This window comes from Paenibacillus sp. JQZ6Y-1 (assembly GCF_040719145.1).
GTDB classification, from domain to species: Bacteria; Bacillota; Bacilli; order Paenibacillales; family Paenibacillaceae; genus Saccharibacillus; species Saccharibacillus kandeliae.
This window is the reverse complement of the sequence record NZ_JBFDUZ010000005.1, coordinates 281,308-299,041: the sequence shown is the minus strand read 5'-3', so window position 1 is coordinate 299,041 and position 17,734 is coordinate 281,308. Positions and strand designations below refer to the sequence as shown.

Here is a 17,734-nt window from a genome sequence, read left to right as displayed (position 1 = left end):
CGTGAAGCGCAGATTGCGGCTGCTGCCGGGCTTCAGCCGCACCATTCAGGCGCGGCTGATTATTATCTACGTACTGCTCATCCTGATCTCGATGCAATTGATTGGGGTGTATTTTGTCAGTGCGATGAAGAACTCGCTGACGAGCAATTTTACTCAAGATTTGCAGCAGCGGGCACAACTGCTGTCAGTACTGATCGAGAACAAATGGTCTGGCAGCGGCGATACCTTTTCCAATTCAGTCGATGATCTCAAGCAGATCGTCGACAATTTATACAATATGAGCGGCACCGAGATTCAGGAAATTCAGGTGCTGGATGCAAGTGGACGGATTCTTACATCTTCACTGGATACGACATCCGGTGTAGAAGCGCGTCGAAATACACAGACTGTGGTCAGCCGCGCGTTACAAGGGATTAACAATAACGAGGAATATATTATCGATGATACCGGCGAACGCAAGCGAGTCGTCGCCGAGCCGATCATTAGTGGCAATCGCACGGTTGGGGCGGTGTATATCGTTGCGTCGATGGCGGATTTGTACGATACGATGAAGCGGATCAACGGCATTTTCCTGTACGGCATCTTAATCGCGCTGGTGATGACGGCGATTCTAGGTGTCATTCTGGCGCATACGATTACGCAGCCGATTAAGGAAATGACTCGCCGAGCGAAGCAGGTAGCAGAAGGCGAATTTGACCATCATATGACGGTGTACAGCAATGATGAGATCGGTCAATTGAGCGAAGCATTTAATTATATGACCGGACGTTTGCGCGATGCGCTGGCACAGAATGAAGAGGAAAAAGAACGCCTTGCCTCCATTTTGAAAAATATGAGTGACGGTGTGATCGCCACTGACGAGCATGGCTGCGTTATTCTCGTAAACCGCGTCGCAGGTGCAATGCTGTCTGCCAGCGAGCAGGATATGACGGGCAAGGAATTGGTGAAATTGCTGCCACTATCCGAAAATGAACGCGGTAAATTGCAAGCTGGTACACTACGTCAGGTGATGCTCACGCTGAGCGAGCCAGATGAAAGCAGTTCGATTGTACGTGTAACGTTTAGCACGGTACACCGCCGCAAAGACAGCGTTGCAGGTGTTATCGCTGTGTTGCAGGATGTGACTGAGCAGGAGAAGCTGGAAGGTGCACGACGCGAGTTTGTTGCGAATGTCTCGCATGAGCTACGTACGCCGCTAACGACCATTAAAAGCTATACCGAAGCATTGGAGGACGGTGCGCTGGATGAACGCGCACTTGCCGAACGTTTTATCGGTGTCATTCAAAATGAAACCCAGCGCATGATTCGACTGGTCAGCGATCTGCTGCATCTGTCGCGTCTTGATTCCAGCGAAGCGACTTTGCGCAAGCAGCGTACGAGTGTGCTGGAGTTGCTAGAGGATACATCTGACCGTTTCTTTGTTCAAATGAAGCAAAAGCATATCGGATGTGACATCGACATTCAGCCGAATGTAGGCAGTGTCTGGATTGACCGCGATCAGATTGATCAGGTGCTAGATAATCTCGTATCCAATGCGCTGAAATATACGATGGATGGCGGAAGCATTACGTTGGGCGCATACAGTACAAAGGACGATATGCTGGCAATTTTCATTCAGGATACCGGAATTGGGATTCCGCAGCAGGATCTGGCGCGCATCTTTGAACGCTTTTATCGGGTCGACAAAGCACGTTCGCGTAATATGGGCGGAACGGGACTCGGTCTGTCTATTGCCCAGGAAATAGTGCGTGTCCATAACGGCTCTATCGCCTTGGATTCGGAGCTGGGACAGGGAACCACGGTAACGGTATTGCTGCCGCTGCATGAGGAAGGAGAGGTGGAAGAATGAGGGAGAATATCAAATCTGCCTTGCTGGCTCTGCTGATCATTATCAGTTTGGTGCAAAGCTACTTCCTCATTTACCGGATGCCGGGTGCGGATTCGGTCGTTAATTCCGAGTCTGGCTATGTGCAGGCGGAGGATATCGGTCCACACTCTAGCATCGAAAATATGCTATTTCCCGATAAAATGATTATTCATATGACTGGCAATCGTCATACGATCTTTTATCCGTCGTCGGATGATTACAATACCATTTATAACGGGCTGCGCGAAGCTAGCTTTGGACAGTTCCGCCGTCTGTCGGTGCAGAGCATCGATTGGAATATGGTACGCAGTGATGATGGGATTGAGCTGACATTTAGCAGCGGGATTCCCGTTAGTCTGCTGGAACGTAGTTTGAAGCTGAACCCGGATTCGCTGTTTGAAGGCGATTCGGTGAACCGCATCTGGATCTATACTTCGTCAGAGGATCGCCAGACAAAGGCATTCTTTTTCAGTGCTAGTGGTGACGTAGTGTATGAAGCGAACGATATGGATCTGAAAAGTGAGCAAATTACGCGTAATGTGCTGCTTGGCGAGAACAGCATGGGCTATCAGTACACCGCTGGCGGTTATTATATCCCACAGAGCAGTCTGAGCATCCCAGTGGTGACGCTGAAGCTGGACAGTCTAACGACGGAGCAGATGCAGCGCAATCTGTTTTTCGATCCGGGCGCGATTCGCAATATTAATGAACAGAACGGCATTGAAATTTATACCGATAGTAAGCGGAGTTTACAGGTCGATACATTGCAAAAATGGATGACATATACCGATCCGACTGCACCGACGACGGGCAGCAACAATAGCTCGGACAATGTGCTGTCTGCAGTTGATTTTGTGAATCAGCATGGCGGCTGGCCGGGCACGTATATGCTCAATATCAACAACAATGGCGATAGTAAGGGCGGATTTATTTTCCGTCAATATTATCGCTCCTATCCGGTGATGGAGACGGACAAAGTAAAGTTCGGCTATATGCGGCTCGTAGTGGAGCATAATACGGTATCTTCCTATGAGCGCTCTATGCTGTCTCTGAATGCCAATCCATCTAGTCGTGGCGATTCGGCAGTGTCACCTGAAACGGATACAACTGCTGGTCAATCGGCAGCAGCGATGCACAGTCTGCCCGGTGGACAGCAGCTAGAGAAATTGCTGAAAAGTCAGATTCCAGCAGGCAAGCAGGTGGTTGATCTGTCCCCTGCCTATCGCCCCACACTAGGTAATGGAGTGGTTGTATTAACACCAGTCTGGATGGTGAAGCTACAGGATGGCAGCACCCAGCTGCTGAGCAGCAAGTAAGCGAGATGGCTTTCAGTAAGTCTGCTGCTTCTATTGAACCGTCAACATCTGATATATCGAAATGAAGTACCATATAGGATACAAAATGAAGCTATACCATATTATGAAGCTGTACTATATTCTGCGTGAGATTGCTCGCCTTGGCACAGGAACCTGTGCAGGTGGGCAGACAGGAGGAACAGATGGACTGGGGACGGGCAAAAACGGTGCTGATCGCCGCCTTTTTACTGCTGAACATCATATTGGGATACCAGCTCTGGATGGATATTCGCGATCAGGCACAGTCCAATCTGGATATTGCCTCACTCAGCGAGAATGCCCAACGTGCGTTGGAGGATAAGCATATTCAAGTGAATGCGCAGATTCCACGTGATACACCGATTCTGGGGCCGATTCCCTATCGCGATCTGACACCGATCAATAGCGAGCCGATTCAGCTGAAGCGAGCGGCGGATAGTCAGTTGATTTTTAATGAAGACGAATTAAAAGAGCAGCTATCGACGGAAATCCCTCAATTTTCCAACTATCAATATGACTCGCTGATTGCGGAAGAAGGCGTTTTTGTGATGCATCCGCTCATAAATAATGATTTACCCCTGTTTAATATGAATCTAGAGCTGTATTATAGTAATCAGAAGATTCATTCTTATCTTGCTCCGCAGCTGACGCTGCAACAGGAGGAAGCGGATGAGCCGAGACAGGAGATTCTGTCGGCATCGACCGCATTGGGAACTATTATTGAACATGATCTGCCGGAAGGGGCAGTGGTTAAGGATATTACCCTGGGCTATTACGGACAGAACACTGGCGATCATACTACAGTTGCTCTACCCGTATGGCGAATCGCGCTGGAAAGTGGCGCATTCTATTATGTACAGGGAATCAGCGGGGAGGTTATCGTTGCCCCGTCGTCACAAAATGAGGAGTAGGATATATGATAGGCACAGGCATACAATTTACAGTATTATCGAGTGGTTCGACAGGAAATGCGACCATCGTTCGAAATAAAGATGCGGCTCTGCTCATTGATGCGGGCCTGAGCGCAAAGCGGATTGACGAGCTGATGAAGGAGCGCGAATTCAGCGGCGACCAGCTGCAAGGCATTCTGGTCACCCATGAGCACTCCGACCATGTACGCGGACTCGGCGCTGTGGCGCGCAAATATGGGCTGCCCATCTATGCTAACGAGAAAACATGGATGGCGATTGAGAAGGCAGTCGGCAAGATTACACCAGAGCAAAAGCAGATTATGCAGACGGGAGACTTTTTGAGCTTTGGCTCCCTGCGAATCGAATCGTTCGGTATCTCGCATGATGCGGCAGAGCCAGTCGGTTATGTTTTCAAGGATGGCGAGCAGAAGCTGAGTGTGGCAACCGATCTCGGTTATGTCAGCGACAAGGTCATGCAAAGTATATCCAATTCGGATGTGCTGGTACTGGAAGCCAATCACGATATTGAGATGCTGCGCATGGGACGGTACCCGTGGAATACAAAGCGTCGCATTCTAAGCGATGTAGGCCATTTATCCAACGATGCCGCAGGCGAAGCGTTAAGTGAGTTGTTATGTCAGAAAATGAAGCGTACCTACTTGGCGCATCTTAGTCTGGATCACAATATGATGGAGCTTGCCAAGCTGAGCGTTCGCGATGCGATGGAAAGTCGGGGCTGCTTTTACAAGGATCATGAATTTCAATTATGCGAAACGTACTATAACCGTCCGACCCCATGGGATGCGCTGAATGAAACGCGCCAACCAGCAGACTCGGCGCAGGTGATTCCATCTGGACAATGATGGAGACCGGAAGCGACAGCAGAAACGCCGCAACATCATATCAGGCATAGTAGAGGAGCGATGAGCATGGCGTTATTTGATGATGATTTCTACTCCACCAAAGTCCGCAGCTCCAAACGCGGCGTCTCCTCCTCCCGCCGATCGTACCCATCGTTCCGCTCACCCGCGGGACAGGTACGCCGACAAACGTCCATGCTGAAGGTAGTACTGGTGAGCGCGGTCACAAGTGCCGTTACCGTACTAGCAGTGATGGGCGGATTGTTGTGGTATCACAGCAATTACTCTGGCACAGCGACTGCAAGCACGGCATTGCCGGTACAGCAGACGGCAGGCAGTCCGTATGAGCAGCTGATTCAGGTTGCCGAAAAGGTACGTCCTGCGGTTGTCAGCATTGTGAATTATCAGGAAGGTCTGGAAGAGCAGGATATGACAGCGCTGGATGAGTCAGCGCTTGGTTCGGGTGTGATTTTCCGCAAAGAAGGCGGCAAGGCATACATTGTGACTAATAATCATGTGATTTCTGGTGCGGATGAAGTCGATGCAGTTATGACTGATGGCACGATGCTGAAGGCAAATGTGGTCGGTGCGGATTTTATTAGCGACATTGCTGTTCTGTCGGTAGATAGCAAGGATATTGATACCATCGCCGCTATTGGCGACTCGGATCAGCTACAGCTGGGCGAAACGGTGATGGCAATTGGCAATCCACTAGGGTTTAATGGTACGATGACATCAGGGATTATTAGCTATGACCATCGGCTAATCCCAGTATCGCTTAACCAAGACGGCAATTATGACTGGGAGCAGAACGTCATTCAGACGGATGCGGCGATTAATGAAGGTAATAGCGGCGGCGCGCTCGTCAATCTGCGCGGTGAGGTGATCGGCATCAATACGATGAAGATTTCCGATACTGGTGTGGAAGGGTTGGGTTTTGCAATTCCGATGAATGAAGTAATGGACTACGCCAAGCAGCTTATGGCGGAAGGCAAGATCAACCGTCCATACCTCGGTGTCTACAGCATGGATCTGGATAGTCAGTACGCTTACCGCTCCTATGATGAGGAAGAGGAAAATGACGCTCCGAAGCCCAAGCTGCCGGATAACGTCACCAAAGGCGCAATCGTGCTCGAAGTAAGCGGACCCGCTCAGGAAGCTGGTCTCAAGGTGGATGATGTGATTGTACAGCTGGATAAGCAAAAGATTACATCGACCCTCGATTTGCGCAAATATTTATACAATCAAAAGACCATCGGCGACGATATAAACATAACGTATTACCGTGATGGGAAAAAGGGCTCGGTTACTGCCAAGCTTCAGGACACCCCGGATCGCGACTGAACGAACTATGAATGGATGAACAGAGCATCGTCGAATCAATGATGTCATCCAGCGATTGGATGATACCATAATCGTGTAATGATCTAGAGCAAGATGATGCGATACTCGACGAAACAATCAATATATCAAATTTGAAGTGACGGGCACGGAAAGAGGGACAATGGGAATGCTAATGTATGTAGTATGCAAGGAACATGTGGAAAAAGCACTTGAGGAGTTTGTGGATGAATACGAAGATGCACCAGATGTGGTGGACCTGAAGGAAACTGAATTTTCCGATTGGGACCCACCTGCGAAATGTATCTATTGTGACCAGCACGGCGAATTTCTCGTTGTCTGACTACCCTGCCGGTCCGGCTTGCTCATGAATCTGCTTGACCACGGAGCTATAGGATGATACCGGCTGCTGCCGACCGCATGGTCGGAGTCCAGCCGATGAATATGAATGCGATACACTATTATAACCAGCCAGACATTCTTACAGTAGCGCGTACAGATCATGAACAAAGGAGCAGGGACCAGTAGGATGGGGTCCTTGCTTTCTTGTGTCCAGATCCAGACAGACGCATCCAGTTTTGTGGTTATATGGAAGGTGCGGTCAATTTGCGACTTTGCTGTAAATTAATTTTAACTGCTTTGAGACGATTCACGCAGAATACTTGGATATAATGGGTCATGTCGGTTCCTGCGAGCATAGGAATATGAAGCAGCACGGGATAAATAATGGCCCCTTGGAAAGGATAATTGAATATGAACGACATCAAGATTCGGACGTTACGTATAGATATGCAGAAGATGAATCGACGGTTACACCAAGCATCTGCCTTCACGGAGGCTGTGAGCATACATAAAGGGCGGTGGACATATTATGTTGTCTAAACCGCTCCAACATCACCGGTATATGCCCGGACTGGATGGTCTGCGTGCATTTGCGGTGTTGGCGGTCATTTTGTATCACTTGAATACGGACTGGGCACCGGGCGGGTTGCTCGGCGTAGGGATATTTTTTGTATTGTCTGGTTATCTGATCACAGACATTCTTGTTGGACAATGGGAGCGCAATCGTCGCCTCGATCTGGTCGACTTTTGGAAAAGACGGGCGCGTCGTCTGCTGCCCGCCATGTATGTGATGATTCTAGTTGTCGGGCTGTGGTGCCTGATCGGAGATCATGCCAGACTGGCGTCTTTGCACGGAGATATTCCGGCGGCTCTGTTGTACGTGAGCAACTGGTGGTTTATTTTCCATAAAGTATCGTATTTTGAAAGCTTCGGTCCAGCTTCACCGCTTGGTCATCTATGGTCGCTAGCGGTGGAGGAGCAATTTTACCTGCTGTGGCCATTTATCCTGATGCTGGGCATGAAATTCCTGCCCAAGCGCGGCAATTTGTCCGGCTGGATTATGAGTCTCGCGTTCATCTCGGCGCTGCTGATGGCAGTGCTGTATGTGCCCGGAACCGATCCAAGCCGTGTGTATTACGGTACAGACACCCGTATCTTCGCCCTGCTGATTGGCGCGGCGCTGGCGGTCGTTTGGCCAAGTATTAAGCTGAAAGCCAATGTATCCGCGCCTGCACAGGGCTTGCTGGATGCCGTTGGCTTGGCTGCTCTGATCGTCCTATTGTGGTCCATCTGGCATACGAATGAATATGAGCCATTCCTGTATCGTGGTGGACTTGTACTCATTTCCATCATTACTGCTGTTCTCATCGCCGTACTGGCGCACCCAGCGAGTCGCCTTGCCGTGCTCGTGGGATGCAAGCCGCTACGCTGGCTGGGACAGCGTTCATACGGATTGTACCTGTGGCACTTTCCAGTGATCACACTCAGTACACCGCAGATCGATACAGGCGAGCCTTCGATTCTAAAAGCCATTATTCAGGTAGCTGTCAGCATCGCGCTTGCCGAACTGTCCTATCGGTACGTCGAAGAGCCGATCCGTCGTAAAGGCTTCCGTTATTCCTTCGGACGCATCGGTAGCTCCAACTGGCGCAGTTCACGCGGCTGGATCATTGGCGGCTCAGCAGCGGCAATCTTTATCCTGTCCGCAGCTGTACTCGGTCATCTGCTGTCATCCAACCAGACGACAGAGGAAACCGCAGAAGCTCAGCAGCCACAGAGCGTGTTTATTACAGGCTCTAGTCAAACGACACCAACTAATGTATCCCATTCCTCTAAGGATAAGGATACCGAGTCGTCCAAAGGCAGCTCGGATCAGGAGAACAAAGAAACAGACGGCACGACCTCTAGCGATACCGACGGAAGCAGTACATCATCGTCGGATGATATGGACAAGGGTACAGGGGATTCTGCATCTACCGATGCAGGTACAGACTCCAATGCAGATGCCAACGAAGACGGTACTTCTGCTACAGATAACAAGACAGATCCATCGTCCGCTGGAACTGACAAACCGTCATCCAGCAAACAGGATGATCAGGATGCTTCATCCAAAGATTCCTCCAGCGATTCTGCGGACAGTGGCAGTGATAAACAGGATTCTTCCGATGTGTCTCTGCCTGCTGCAGCAACCAAGAAAACGCTGGATAAAATCACTTCCGGCAACAACGTCACCGCCATCGGCGACTCCGTCATGCTGGATGTAGCGCACTATATGACCCAAACGATGCCGGGCATCACCATCGACGGACGCGTTGGTCGTCAAATGACCGAAGCACCAGCAGTGGTGCAGCAGCTGCGCAGCGGAGGTCACCTCGGCTCCACAGTGATTTTGGAGCTGGGTACGAACGGTTCCTTTACCCGTGAGCAGCTGGAAGACCTGCTCGATGAACTGGGTAGTGCGAAAAAGATTGTGATGGTAAATACGCGTGTACCTCGTTCGTGGGAAAGCATCGTCAATGATACGATCAATGCTGTAGCAGCGGAAGATCCGCGTATTACTGTTGTGGATTGGTACTCGGCAAGTAAGGGGCAGAACAGCTTCTTTGCAACGGATGGTGTGCATGTGAATCCGGCGGGTGCAAAAGTGTTTGCGACAATGGTAGCGCAGGCGGTTAAGGGAAAATAATTTAATTTACACAATATTCCAATAATGTATTAAATATTGAAGTTGGAATGACGATAATAGTATTGATGCGATATAGCGTGGCAAGTGCTCCCTTCGTGCTGACCGTTTGGTTGGTGTGGAGGGAGTTTTCAATTTTTTGGAGATGTTTGGGAAGACTCCTCATCCGAAGGCATTTCTCCTCTATTTTTTACTAAAATAATGGGGTTGCTGAAGATCGTCAAGTAATGAAGGTTGTATAGGATACCATCCTAAAAGATCTCGTGTAACGGCACTGGATCTTGGAATGTCGAGTGCTGCCAATGTGCCTAGAAAACCAAAATGCGTAGTAGCTTGTTCATGAGGAATGCTGACCACCGGCAGATGGAGTTGCTTGCCAATCATACCCGCGATATCGCGGAAGGACACTTCTTCGTCTGCGACTCCATGTAATCGCGAACAGGCAGGAGCTTTTTCCAGAGCAAGACGGTACAAATGTGCAGCATCGAGGCGATGTACAGCCGTCCAGCAGTTGTCTCCATTGTTTACATAAGCGGAGTAGCCTTGGGTTCTGGCAATGTCTATCAGCCTTGGAATGAATCCGGTATCCCCCTCGCCATGTACGGAAGGACACAATTCTATAATACATGTACGTACTCCGTGTTTAGCAGCGGACTGCATGACTTGTTCTGCAGCAGTACCGTTGGCATGTGTAGTCATCACAAAAGGTTTGCCGGAACCTTTCAACGCGTCTGCCATTGCTTCGATCGCCTTCAAGTCCGTCTCAAGCGATTCGGTGAATTGGGAAAAGTCATGATTAAATGCCAGATGAATGACGCCATCCGCCAATGCAGTACCTTCGCGGAGCGTATCCAGATCATATATATCACCTTGGTGCGCTTCCACACCATTCTGCTGAAGTTTTGCAGCACTTTCGTCCGAGCGCGCAAGACTAATAACTTGGTGGCCTGCATTCAAAAGTTCATGAACGGTCGCAGAACCGATATAACCAGTTGCTCCTGTTACGAAAACACGCATGATATCTTCCTCCTCCGAATTGGACATATGATTGCAGCAATCAATATTACCAAGCGACAGGTCCATCCTCATCGGAAAATGTCCCTGTTGGACCGTCTGAGTCCAACATAGCCAATCGAACGGCCTCGTGCGCGCCTTGTTCTACGGTACGTGTACCGGCAAAGTTGTTAAGTGCTGTGGAGGTGAAGCCCGGACATGCTGCATTCACTTTGATATGTTCCGATTCAAGGGCAGCGGCAAAGGCGAATGTTACTGCATGCACCGCTGCCTTGGAGGCGGAATACGCTCCATACATTGCACAGTGCGAATTGTCTGGGATCGAGTTCCAGCTTAAAGAGCCGCCAGTGCTGCCCAGATTAACGATCCGAGCTGCTGGAGCTTGGCGTAAAAGAGGAAGCAACGCCTGTGTAACTGCAATCACTCCAATCACATTTGTTTCATAAATGGTTCGAATATCTTCGATTGGAGCCACGGTCAAAAGGCCGCTTGCCGCACCGCCACTTGGAAACGGATTATCCGGATTGCCTGCATGTGAAATACCTGCATTGTTCACAAGTACATCCAAACGACCGAAAGCCTGCTCAATATGCACTGCTGCCGCCGCAATCGACTCCGAATTCGTAACATCCAATTGGACCGCATGTGCATTCGATCCAATGCTGCGGGCAGCTTGTTCTCCATTTTCCAGATTGCGCGAACCGATCAGTACGGTGAAACCATGTCCCGCCAGATCTTTGGCAATTTGTAATCCAATTCCTTTGTTCGCACCGGTAATTAACGCAACAGATTGATTCGACATGAGAGAAGCTCCTTTTGGGATGGAATACCATCTATATATTTCCCGTTGTATGTGGGATAATAACATTAAATCACACATAAACGGAACTGTAAAGTTCCGAAACTATATAGTTTCGTAAAAAGGGAGTATATACGATGAATCATAATGACAAAACAGAGTCTAATCAGCCGCAAGGAACGGGCGAATCGACTCCACCATCCGTCCCCAAAATGGGACGCAAACGCGACCATACACGAGATGCCAAAATTCTAGAAGCTGCGATCGATATACTTGCCGAAGCCGGATACGACGGAATGACGATGGATATGATTGCGACTAGAGCCAAAGCCGGAAAAGCAACCGTATACCGCCGTTGGTCGTCCAAAGTCGAGGTTGTTCGAGATGCTTTATCATGGATGAACCAAAGCCATCTTGAGCTGGAGTCGCTACCAGATACCGGCACATTGCGCGGCGATCTACTGGCAGTAGTGAAGCCGTCGTCAATGCAAGATCACGAACGCAAATTCCGCATATTCGCCAAGCTCGGTTCCTTTTTGCAGCATGCGGAGCTGCCGGAATTGGGATTGGCGGGCATCTTTGATCCGTGGGTGAACGTGAATAGGGAATTAATGCGCCGGGCACAGCGCCGCGGAGAGGTTGCTGTCGGTGCGGATATTGAGATGGTCTGTCAGGTTATCACCTCATCGGCATGTTATCGAGGGCTGATTGAGCATAAGACGTTTGATACAAACTTCTATGCTGGATTAATCGATCATATTTTGTTGCCTGCACTGATGAAAGATCATGCATCTCACGAATAAGGAACAATGATGGACTCTGGCTGAAATAGTCCTACAGTGAACATAAAGGAGCAGATTATGCATATTCAGATTATTGGTGTAGGGAAGCTGAAAGAAAAGTATTTGGTGCAGGGGATTGCGGAGTATAGTAAACGATTGACGCCGTATATTAAGTTTCAGATGACGGAAGTGAATGATGAGAAGGCACCGGATACGCTCAGTGATGCGGAAGTGAAGATTGTGAAGGACAAGGAAGGCGAGCGGATTTTGGCGCAGATTAAGCCGGATGCACATGTAGTCGCGTTGACGCTGGACGGGAAGCTGTGGAGTTCGGAGGAGATGGCGGCGGAGATTGATCGGCTGGGCACGTATGGGAATAGTCATGTGGTGTTTGTGATTGGTGGCAGTCATGGGATTGGGGATGAGGTGCTGAAACGAGCGCAGCAACGGCTTTGTTTTGGTCGGATGACGTTGCCGCATCAGTTGATGCGATTGGTGCTGGTGGAGCAGGTGTATCGTGCGGTGAAGATTAATCGGGGAGAGCCGTATCATAAGTAACTATCGTCGTCCATCACTTTTGGATGGTGAACCATCTCGGTCAATCGCTCAAATACAAATTGCTCTACCAGAAATGAAGCAATGATTTAGTTAAAGGCGATACTGAGAACAGATACTCATAGAGAGTGATCAGAAATTCTGACCACTCTTTTTATATGAATGTTGCATAGGAACGGGCATGAGGGTAAACCGATATATTTTTAGAAACGAGTTTTTTCGGCACAGGAATATACCCGTGTTAATATATAAAATTGTTACATGTTGGAGCGCTTCTAATCAAGAAGTCTCAGAGCCAAAGGTGCAGATACATTACTAGTCTATATGATAAACTAATATCAATATGTTTACATAGAGCATTGAGGCAAATCATAGCGGTATAACCTTAGAACCAGCTAGCTAATCTGAAAATGGAGGGATTCAAGATGAATCTATTGAACAAAAAGGTAATTGGTGGAACCAGCGTGGTCTTATCCATGCTGCTTCTATCTGCATGTGGATCAGAAGCGACTCCGGCTGAATCTGTAGATACGAATGCGTTACAGGACAAAATCGCGGTGCTGGAGAAAAAGCTCGATGAACAGAGTATTAAAAGTGATGAGCAAGCGCAGAAAATTGCTGAATTGGAGAAAAAGATGACAGAACTTGATGCAGCTGGTGGCGCTACTGCTGGACAAGGTGTGAACAGTCAGACATCGACTAGCACAGGCAATAATGGCTCTGCTGGAAAAGGGGACGGGGTGCTGATTACGTTTGCCCAGTATAAGAAGCTGGAGGTTGGCATGTCCGTAGAAGAGGTCATCAACATTCTAGGCGGCGAAGGTGAAGCGCTAAGCGAAACAGAGAACATGGTCGTGTACAGCTATAAAGGTGCAGCTGGCAATGGTTCCAATGCTGTGATTGCTTTTCAAGGTGGGAAGCTGCTCACGAAGGCACAGTCGGGATTGAAGTAACCATCACATCCTAACGAGCAGATTATAAATAAAGCAAACGTATAAGAGACACGTAATTATAAAGCTACTTCAATACATTAAGCGAGCCTTAGCAGGCTCGTTTTTTTGTATTCATTCGACATGCAGGAATTTCTTTTCGGCGACAGGTGTGATAGAACTGAGAAGTGACTATGTTGTAGAATATGCAGTTGTGAATCGACTGAATAGGTTTTGTGGACATCGTTAGAATCCGTAGGGTTAGAGCTGAACTGCAACCTGACTGGATGCCTGGAAGAGTGGCTGATGATGGATAGGGATGGAATTGTAGTTTATAATTAGAGCGGTAAGTATATTGCTACATTCCGACAGATAACTATCATCCCCCAAAGGAGAACTCATGAAAAACTTCATTATATTTGGAGCAAGTAAAGGATTAGGCGAGGCATTCGTTAAAGGATTGCCGGAACAAGGTGATCAGGTTTGGATTGTTTCTAGAACGCGTCCAAACATTTTAGATGTTGAAGATGGTATCCAGAAATATTGGATTGAGGCGGATCTGGCGAATTCGGATGCCAGCGATCTGGTTGCAAAAGCATTACATAATGTTCGATTAGACGTATTGATCTACAATGTAGGGATATGGGAAAGCAAAGGATTCCGAGATGACTATGATTTTGAGAACGATGATCCGGCTGAGATCGTTAACATCATCAACATCAATGTAACTTCCGCTATTACCTGCATACAGAAGCTATTACCGAATCTAAAACAGTCAGATAACGGGAAAATTTTCTTGATTGGCTCTACGGCAGGGCTTGAACATAATGATTTCACGCAAGTTTCCTTTACAGCTTCTAAGTTCGGTTTGCGTGGTATTGGAAATGCGATACGGGAGCATGTGAAGAAGTATGAGATCGGTGTGACTTGTATCAATCCGGGTGAGATTGCTACCCAGATTCCATTGGAAGATGGCGTTGAGAAAGTCTTGGCAACACACAAAGGAACGCAGATTCCGCTTCAAGATATAGTGTCTTTAGTAAAATGCGTGATGAACCTTTCCAAAGCCTCTTGTGTAAAAGAAATCAATATGCCAGCCATGTTGGACACCAATGCGTAGTCAACTGGATGGAAAACAATAGTTCAATACAAGCGAGATGCTCAGAAACCACTCCGTAGTAGGAGTGGTTTTGATTTTATCTATAAATGTATACCATTGAGCAGTCGAAGGGAACGGTAACTACAAATACAAGCAAAAAAACAAAAATACTACTTCAAATTCAAATGCATCTTTAATTTCTGCGGGCATGGAGCTTCGTGGATGTTTTTTATGAAGCGAATGAATCTGTTGAATTAGGCAAAGACTCCGACGGAAAAGGCAAAGACAGCAGCGTTCCATGCCCTATACTTAGAATACACATCCTACCGATAGGAAAAAGCTTTTGAGAATGCATGTATATGTTAGTTATAGGAGCGAAAGGCTACATCAGATTGGCGGTCATTCGCTAACTGCTGGATGCCGACTACATTGTAAACCGAACATGAATGTTTCGTGGAAGGGGCGATTTCGATGTTGATTTCAGTGACGCGGATGCGAGTGAAGGGCATGTGGGTGCTGCCGCTTTTTATTTACCATATGGTTCGGTCAACCAAGCAACTGAATACGGCTGCCGGATTGGTACATTCCGACCTTTCACACGATGGTTGGAATGTAGGCTGGACGATGTCGGTATGGGAGAATAAGGATCGCATGCTGGACTACCGCAATCACGGCAATCATGCCAAGACAATGAAAGCGGCGCGTCGAATCGGAGATGAATTTCATTCTATCCATTGGGATGGCGATACGATTCCAAGCTGGGAGGAAGCCAAGATCCGTTTGCAGCAAAAATACAGCGGAACACTGGAACAGCACAAGCAGTGAATAGTTTCCCTACAGCTAACGGAGGAGGAGGATTCATATGGCAAGTAAAAAGACTCGGACACTCGTGTTCATTCTCGCATTTTTGATTGCTGGATACGCTATTGTCCAGTATGGCTTTCTTCAAGCGAGTGATGCTGGGCTGGTTTCGTTCAAATTGCAAAAGCCGAATTTTGAACTCAAACCATGGCTCTATGTGCTATACGCCCATATTTTTACGGCGATCTTTGCCTTGATGATAGGGCCGTTTCAACTCTTTATAAAGCCAACCCATGCTAGGAGGCGTTGGCATCGCCGATTGGGATATGGATATGTTGTCTCGATTGTAATTAGTGGGATCGTGAATGTGTATTTGTCCCTGTTTGCCACAGGCGGCTGGATTTCCGGGCTTGGGTTTATGTCGCTCGATGTACTGTGGGTTTCGACTACGCTTATTGCAGTAAGAAAAATTATCGCCAAAGACGTCCAAGCTCATCAAGTATGGATGCTGCGCAGTTATGCGCTTACGTTTTCCGCGGTCACGCTTCGCATCTTGTTAGCGCCGCTAGCTATTCTGCTTGGCGATTTCGAGGCGGCATTTCGCGTTGTCGCTTGGGCTTGCTGGATTCCGAATCTGCTCGTCATCGAAGTCGTGATTGCTAGAATGAGGTTGCGGCAGCAGCAATGAGTCACAACTGCCATGCCAAAACGATCTGTAAAACTGCGCATCTATGGCGCAGTTTTATTTTGCTTATCGTGGAATCTGTATGATGATAGCAGTGCAAGACATCTTTGTGCTCACAGGTGATATACTCACAGGCGATATCGCACAAGAATCATCCATTCTTCATCCTTATCTACATTTGAAAGCCACGATCCATATATGAAAAGGCTCCTCACAGTCTCACCACCCTATCCAATTGTTGATTCCATGAGGAGCCATTGATCTCACGTCTTTATTACACTAAACAGTCCCCTGTATTCCCGCTTTCAATTGCTCAAACCATTCCAAATTAACCAAGTGATGCGCACGAGAGTTTTCATTCATACGGCGGTAGTAATCGATAGTACCGTGAGGTTCCTGCGTATGGGACAGATATTCATCAAGCAGAGCGATGCGGGCTTGGGTCTGGTCGATTTGCGATTGGATCAGCTCCAGCAATTTGTCTTTGTCATATTCCTCGGCAAAGAGAAGCGCTCCGTAACATTGAAGATTTACATATTCCGATTTGGTGCCGTATTTGACCATGAATTGCTCAAATTCAGCCTTGCCTAATTCGGTGATGATAAAGTTCCGCGTTTCTCGTCCACTGGTCAACGGATTCTGTTGCATCTGTTCAATCCAGCCTTTTTCTTCAAGCTGCTGCAAATGATAATAAAACGATCCTTTGGTGAAATTTACGATGTATTTGTAATGACGTTTTTCCATAAGAGCCAGTAGTTCATAGCCGTGAGCGCCGGGATTTTGGATGAGCAAGCCAAGGATGAGTAACGGGATCATGGCTGCATCACCTTCGCCATTAGCGCCTCAAATTGTGCGTACGTGATCGTATGGGAAGCTAGTTCTAGACTGTGAATATAGATTTGTTCCTTTTGGGAATAGGCTCGCTTCACATTGAGAGACTGCTCTTCTCCAGCAATAGGCTGCATAATATGACTCTTTTGGGAAAATGCCTGAAAATAACGGTAGCCGAATATGCGCTGCGAAGCCGCGTCGATATGAATGCCGTCAGGATTCGCCGTCAAACCCTCCGCTGTTACAAAATAACAATGCTGCTGTTCCTGAGCGAAGCGCTGCAATTGTTCGTTGATCTGCTGGTACTCTGTCGCATGCTGTCCAAAACCAGTCTTGCCAAGGAAATCACCAAGCCCGCCTATGATCCATGGCACGTTATCCAGCTTCAGTTCGTCTCGGAGCGTCTGCATGATCACGGTTAATTTCTCATGATACGTTTCGTGCAGTGAGCTATGGCTGTCGCTCTCCCCTTGGTGCCACAGGATTCCGCAGATGTCGCTGGATCGCAGAGCAAAGCGTGCTTCGGACAACGCATGCTGAAATAGGATGCCTTCTGGGTGCCAATCATCCAAAGAACTGCCGCCCTCCGCACATGGAATCAAGCCTATTTCCTCGTCAGGATGAGCGTTTGACCAAGCCTCTGCAAAGGACGCCGCAAGGCTCACACCCGACACGGGGCGGTCGTAATTGATCGGCTCTGTCATCATCTGCCACTGCCCATTGCGCAGCATGTTTATTTTTTCATTATAAATCGGATCGACTTCATGCAAACATCCACGACCTGCCATATTCGACTGACCCAACATTAAAAATGACTGTATCATATAGCGGAAACTCCTTTACCATCTCATTATAGTCTAATTAGACTATAATGTAGTATAGACTCCGTTTACACTATAAT

General features: G+C 48.1%; 17 protein-coding genes. 13 read left to right on the top strand and 4 right to left on the bottom strand.

The annotated features are described in order from the left end of the window. Position 1 precedes the first annotated feature (1 nt). The 7 genes from walK to ABXR35_RS21300 all read left to right on the top strand — a co-directional run bounded on the left by walK (position 2) and on the right by ABXR35_RS21300 (position 9,341). Positions 2 to 1,849: a cell wall metabolism sensor histidine kinase WalK gene (walK, locus tag ABXR35_RS21330; RefSeq protein WP_436669399.1), complete on the top strand. Its 1,848-nt coding sequence runs from the start codon at positions 2 to 4 to the stop codon at positions 1,847 to 1,849. Then, positions 1,846 to 3,183 (top strand): YycH family regulatory protein, encoded by a 1,338-nt coding sequence (locus ABXR35_RS21325; RefSeq protein ID WP_367064080.1) that lies wholly within the window; start codon positions 1,846 to 1,848, stop codon positions 3,181 to 3,183. Before walK ends, ABXR35_RS21325 begins: the two co-directional genes overlap by 4 nt. Positions 3,184 to 3,323: 140 nt before the next feature. Continuing rightward, positions 3,324 to 4,112: a two-component system regulatory protein YycI gene (gene yycI, locus ABXR35_RS21320; RefSeq protein ID WP_367064079.1), complete on the top strand. Its 789-nt coding sequence runs from the start codon at positions 3,324 to 3,326 to the stop codon at positions 4,110 to 4,112. Between the two features lie 5 nt (positions 4,113 to 4,117). Beyond that, positions 4,118 to 4,975 carry an MBL fold metallo-hydrolase gene (locus ABXR35_RS21315; RefSeq protein ID WP_367064078.1) on the top strand — a complete coding sequence of 286 codons (858 nt, stop codon included), beginning with the start codon at positions 4,118 to 4,120 and terminating at the stop codon, positions 4,973 to 4,975. Positions 4,976 to 5,041: 66 nt separating this feature from the next. Further along, the gene (locus ABXR35_RS21310) at positions 5,042 to 6,316 is read left to right on the top strand and encodes a S1C family serine protease (protein WP_367064077.1); all 1,275 of its coding nucleotides are present in this window, start codon (positions 5,042 to 5,044) and stop codon (positions 6,314 to 6,316) included. Positions 6,317 to 6,488: 172 nt separating this feature from the next. Then, positions 6,489 to 6,656 carry a CxxH/CxxC protein gene (locus ABXR35_RS21305; protein WP_367064125.1) on the top strand — a complete coding sequence of 56 codons (168 nt, stop codon included), beginning with the start codon at positions 6,489 to 6,491 and terminating at the stop codon, positions 6,654 to 6,656. Positions 6,657 to 7,184: 528 nt separating this feature from the next. After that, complete coding sequence (locus ABXR35_RS21300; RefSeq protein ID WP_367064076.1) at positions 7,185 to 9,341, top strand: acyltransferase family protein; 2,157 nt, start codon at positions 7,185 to 7,187, stop codon at positions 9,339 to 9,341. Positions 9,342 to 9,521: 180 nt separating this feature from the next. Here ABXR35_RS21300 and ABXR35_RS21295 read toward each other — a convergent pair whose 3' ends face one another. Beyond that, a complete protein-coding gene (locus ABXR35_RS21295) occupies positions 9,522 to 10,355 on the bottom strand; it encodes an SDR family oxidoreductase (RefSeq protein ID WP_367064075.1) in 834 nt (277 codons plus the stop codon). Between the two features lie 46 nt (positions 10,356 to 10,401). Then, positions 10,402 to 11,154 carry an SDR family oxidoreductase gene (locus tag ABXR35_RS21290; protein WP_367064074.1) on the bottom strand — a complete coding sequence of 251 codons (753 nt, stop codon included), beginning with the start codon at positions 11,152 to 11,154 and terminating at the stop codon, positions 10,402 to 10,404. 134 nt (positions 11,155 to 11,288) lie between these two features. Between ABXR35_RS21290 and ABXR35_RS21285 the strand changes: the two genes are divergently transcribed. The 6 genes from ABXR35_RS21285 (at position 11,289) to ABXR35_RS21260 (ending at position 16,005) form a co-directional block, all read left to right on the top strand. Further along, the gene (locus tag ABXR35_RS21285; RefSeq protein ID WP_367064073.1) at positions 11,289 to 11,954 is read left to right on the top strand and encodes a TetR/AcrR family transcriptional regulator; all 666 of its coding nucleotides are present in this window, start codon (positions 11,289 to 11,291) and stop codon (positions 11,952 to 11,954) included. Positions 11,955 to 12,011: 57 nt separating this feature from the next. Continuing rightward, positions 12,012 to 12,491: a 23S rRNA (pseudouridine(1915)-N(3))-methyltransferase RlmH gene (gene rlmH, locus ABXR35_RS21280; protein ID WP_367064072.1), complete on the top strand. Its 480-nt coding sequence runs from the start codon at positions 12,012 to 12,014 to the stop codon at positions 12,489 to 12,491. 422 nt (positions 12,492 to 12,913) lie between these two features. Beyond that, a complete protein-coding gene (locus ABXR35_RS21275; RefSeq protein ID WP_367064071.1) occupies positions 12,914 to 13,441 on the top strand; it encodes a hypothetical protein in 528 nt (175 codons plus the stop codon). A 376-nt stretch (positions 13,442 to 13,817) separates the two neighbouring features. Continuing rightward, positions 13,818 to 14,537, top strand: coding sequence for an SDR family NAD(P)-dependent oxidoreductase (locus tag ABXR35_RS21270; RefSeq protein ID WP_367064069.1), 720 nt, complete (start codon positions 13,818 to 13,820; stop codon positions 14,535 to 14,537). Between the two features lie 450 nt (positions 14,538 to 14,987). Beyond that, entirely contained in the window at positions 14,988 to 15,341 is a 354-nt protein-coding gene (locus ABXR35_RS21265) for a DUF3291 domain-containing protein (RefSeq protein WP_367064067.1), read from the top strand. A 37-nt stretch (positions 15,342 to 15,378) separates the two neighbouring features. Beyond that, complete coding sequence (locus ABXR35_RS21260; RefSeq protein ID WP_367064066.1) at positions 15,379 to 16,005, top strand: DUF2306 domain-containing protein; 627 nt, start codon at positions 15,379 to 15,381, stop codon at positions 16,003 to 16,005. A gap of 276 nt (positions 16,006 to 16,281) precedes the next feature. Here the strand turns inward: ABXR35_RS21260 and ABXR35_RS21255 are convergent, their stop codons facing one another. Both ABXR35_RS21255 and ABXR35_RS21250 read right to left on the bottom strand, forming a co-directional pair. Continuing rightward, positions 16,282 to 16,818 carry a PadR family transcriptional regulator gene (locus ABXR35_RS21255; protein ID WP_367064065.1) on the bottom strand — a complete coding sequence of 179 codons (537 nt, stop codon included), beginning with the start codon at positions 16,816 to 16,818 and terminating at the stop codon, positions 16,282 to 16,284. After that, on the bottom strand, positions 16,815 to 17,657 hold the full coding sequence (locus ABXR35_RS21250; RefSeq protein ID WP_367064064.1) for a sialate O-acetylesterase: 843 nt from the start codon (positions 17,655 to 17,657) through the stop codon (positions 16,815 to 16,817). The genes ABXR35_RS21255 and ABXR35_RS21250 overlap by 4 nt, the downstream gene beginning before the upstream one ends. Between the last annotated feature and the right edge of the window lie 77 nt (positions 17,658 to 17,734).

Coding starts and splice junctions, on each gene's coding strand:
- ABXR35_RS21265 (WP_367064067.1), top strand. CDS start 14,988: ATGTTGATTTCAGTGACGCGGATGCGAGTGAAGGGCATGTGGGTGCTG.
- ABXR35_RS21300 (WP_367064076.1), top strand. CDS start 7,185: ATGTTGTCTAAACCGCTCCAACATCACCGGTATATGCCCGGACTGGAT.
- ABXR35_RS21290 (WP_367064074.1), bottom strand. CDS start 11,154: ATGTCGAATCAATCTGTTGCGTTAATTACCGGTGCGAACAAAGGAATT.
- ABXR35_RS21275 (WP_367064071.1), top strand. CDS start 12,914: ATGAATCTATTGAACAAAAAGGTAATTGGTGGAACCAGCGTGGTCTTA.
- ABXR35_RS21285 (WP_367064073.1), top strand. CDS start 11,289: ATGAATCATAATGACAAAACAGAGTCTAATCAGCCGCAAGGAACGGGC.
- ABXR35_RS21250 (WP_367064064.1), bottom strand. CDS start 17,657: ATGATACAGTCATTTTTAATGTTGGGTCAGTCGAATATGGCAGGTCGT.
- ABXR35_RS21310 (WP_367064077.1), top strand. CDS start 5,042: ATGGCGTTATTTGATGATGATTTCTACTCCACCAAAGTCCGCAGCTCC.
- ABXR35_RS21295 (WP_367064075.1), bottom strand. CDS start 10,355: ATGCGTGTTTTCGTAACAGGAGCAACTGGTTATATCGGTTCTGCGACC.
- ABXR35_RS21260 (WP_367064066.1), top strand. CDS start 15,379: ATGGCAAGTAAAAAGACTCGGACACTCGTGTTCATTCTCGCATTTTTG.
- ABXR35_RS21255 (WP_367064065.1), bottom strand. CDS start 16,818: ATGATCCCGTTACTCATCCTTGGCTTGCTCATCCAAAATCCCGGCGCT.
- ABXR35_RS21315 (WP_367064078.1), top strand. CDS start 4,118: ATGATAGGCACAGGCATACAATTTACAGTATTATCGAGTGGTTCGACA.
- ABXR35_RS21325 (WP_367064080.1), top strand. CDS start 1,846: ATGAGGGAGAATATCAAATCTGCCTTGCTGGCTCTGCTGATCATTATC.
- ABXR35_RS21270 (WP_367064069.1), top strand. CDS start 13,818: ATGAAAAACTTCATTATATTTGGAGCAAGTAAAGGATTAGGCGAGGCA.
- rlmH (WP_367064072.1), top strand. CDS start 12,012: ATGCATATTCAGATTATTGGTGTAGGGAAGCTGAAAGAAAAGTATTTG.
- ABXR35_RS21305 (WP_367064125.1), top strand. CDS start 6,489: ATGTATGTAGTATGCAAGGAACATGTGGAAAAAGCACTTGAGGAGTTT.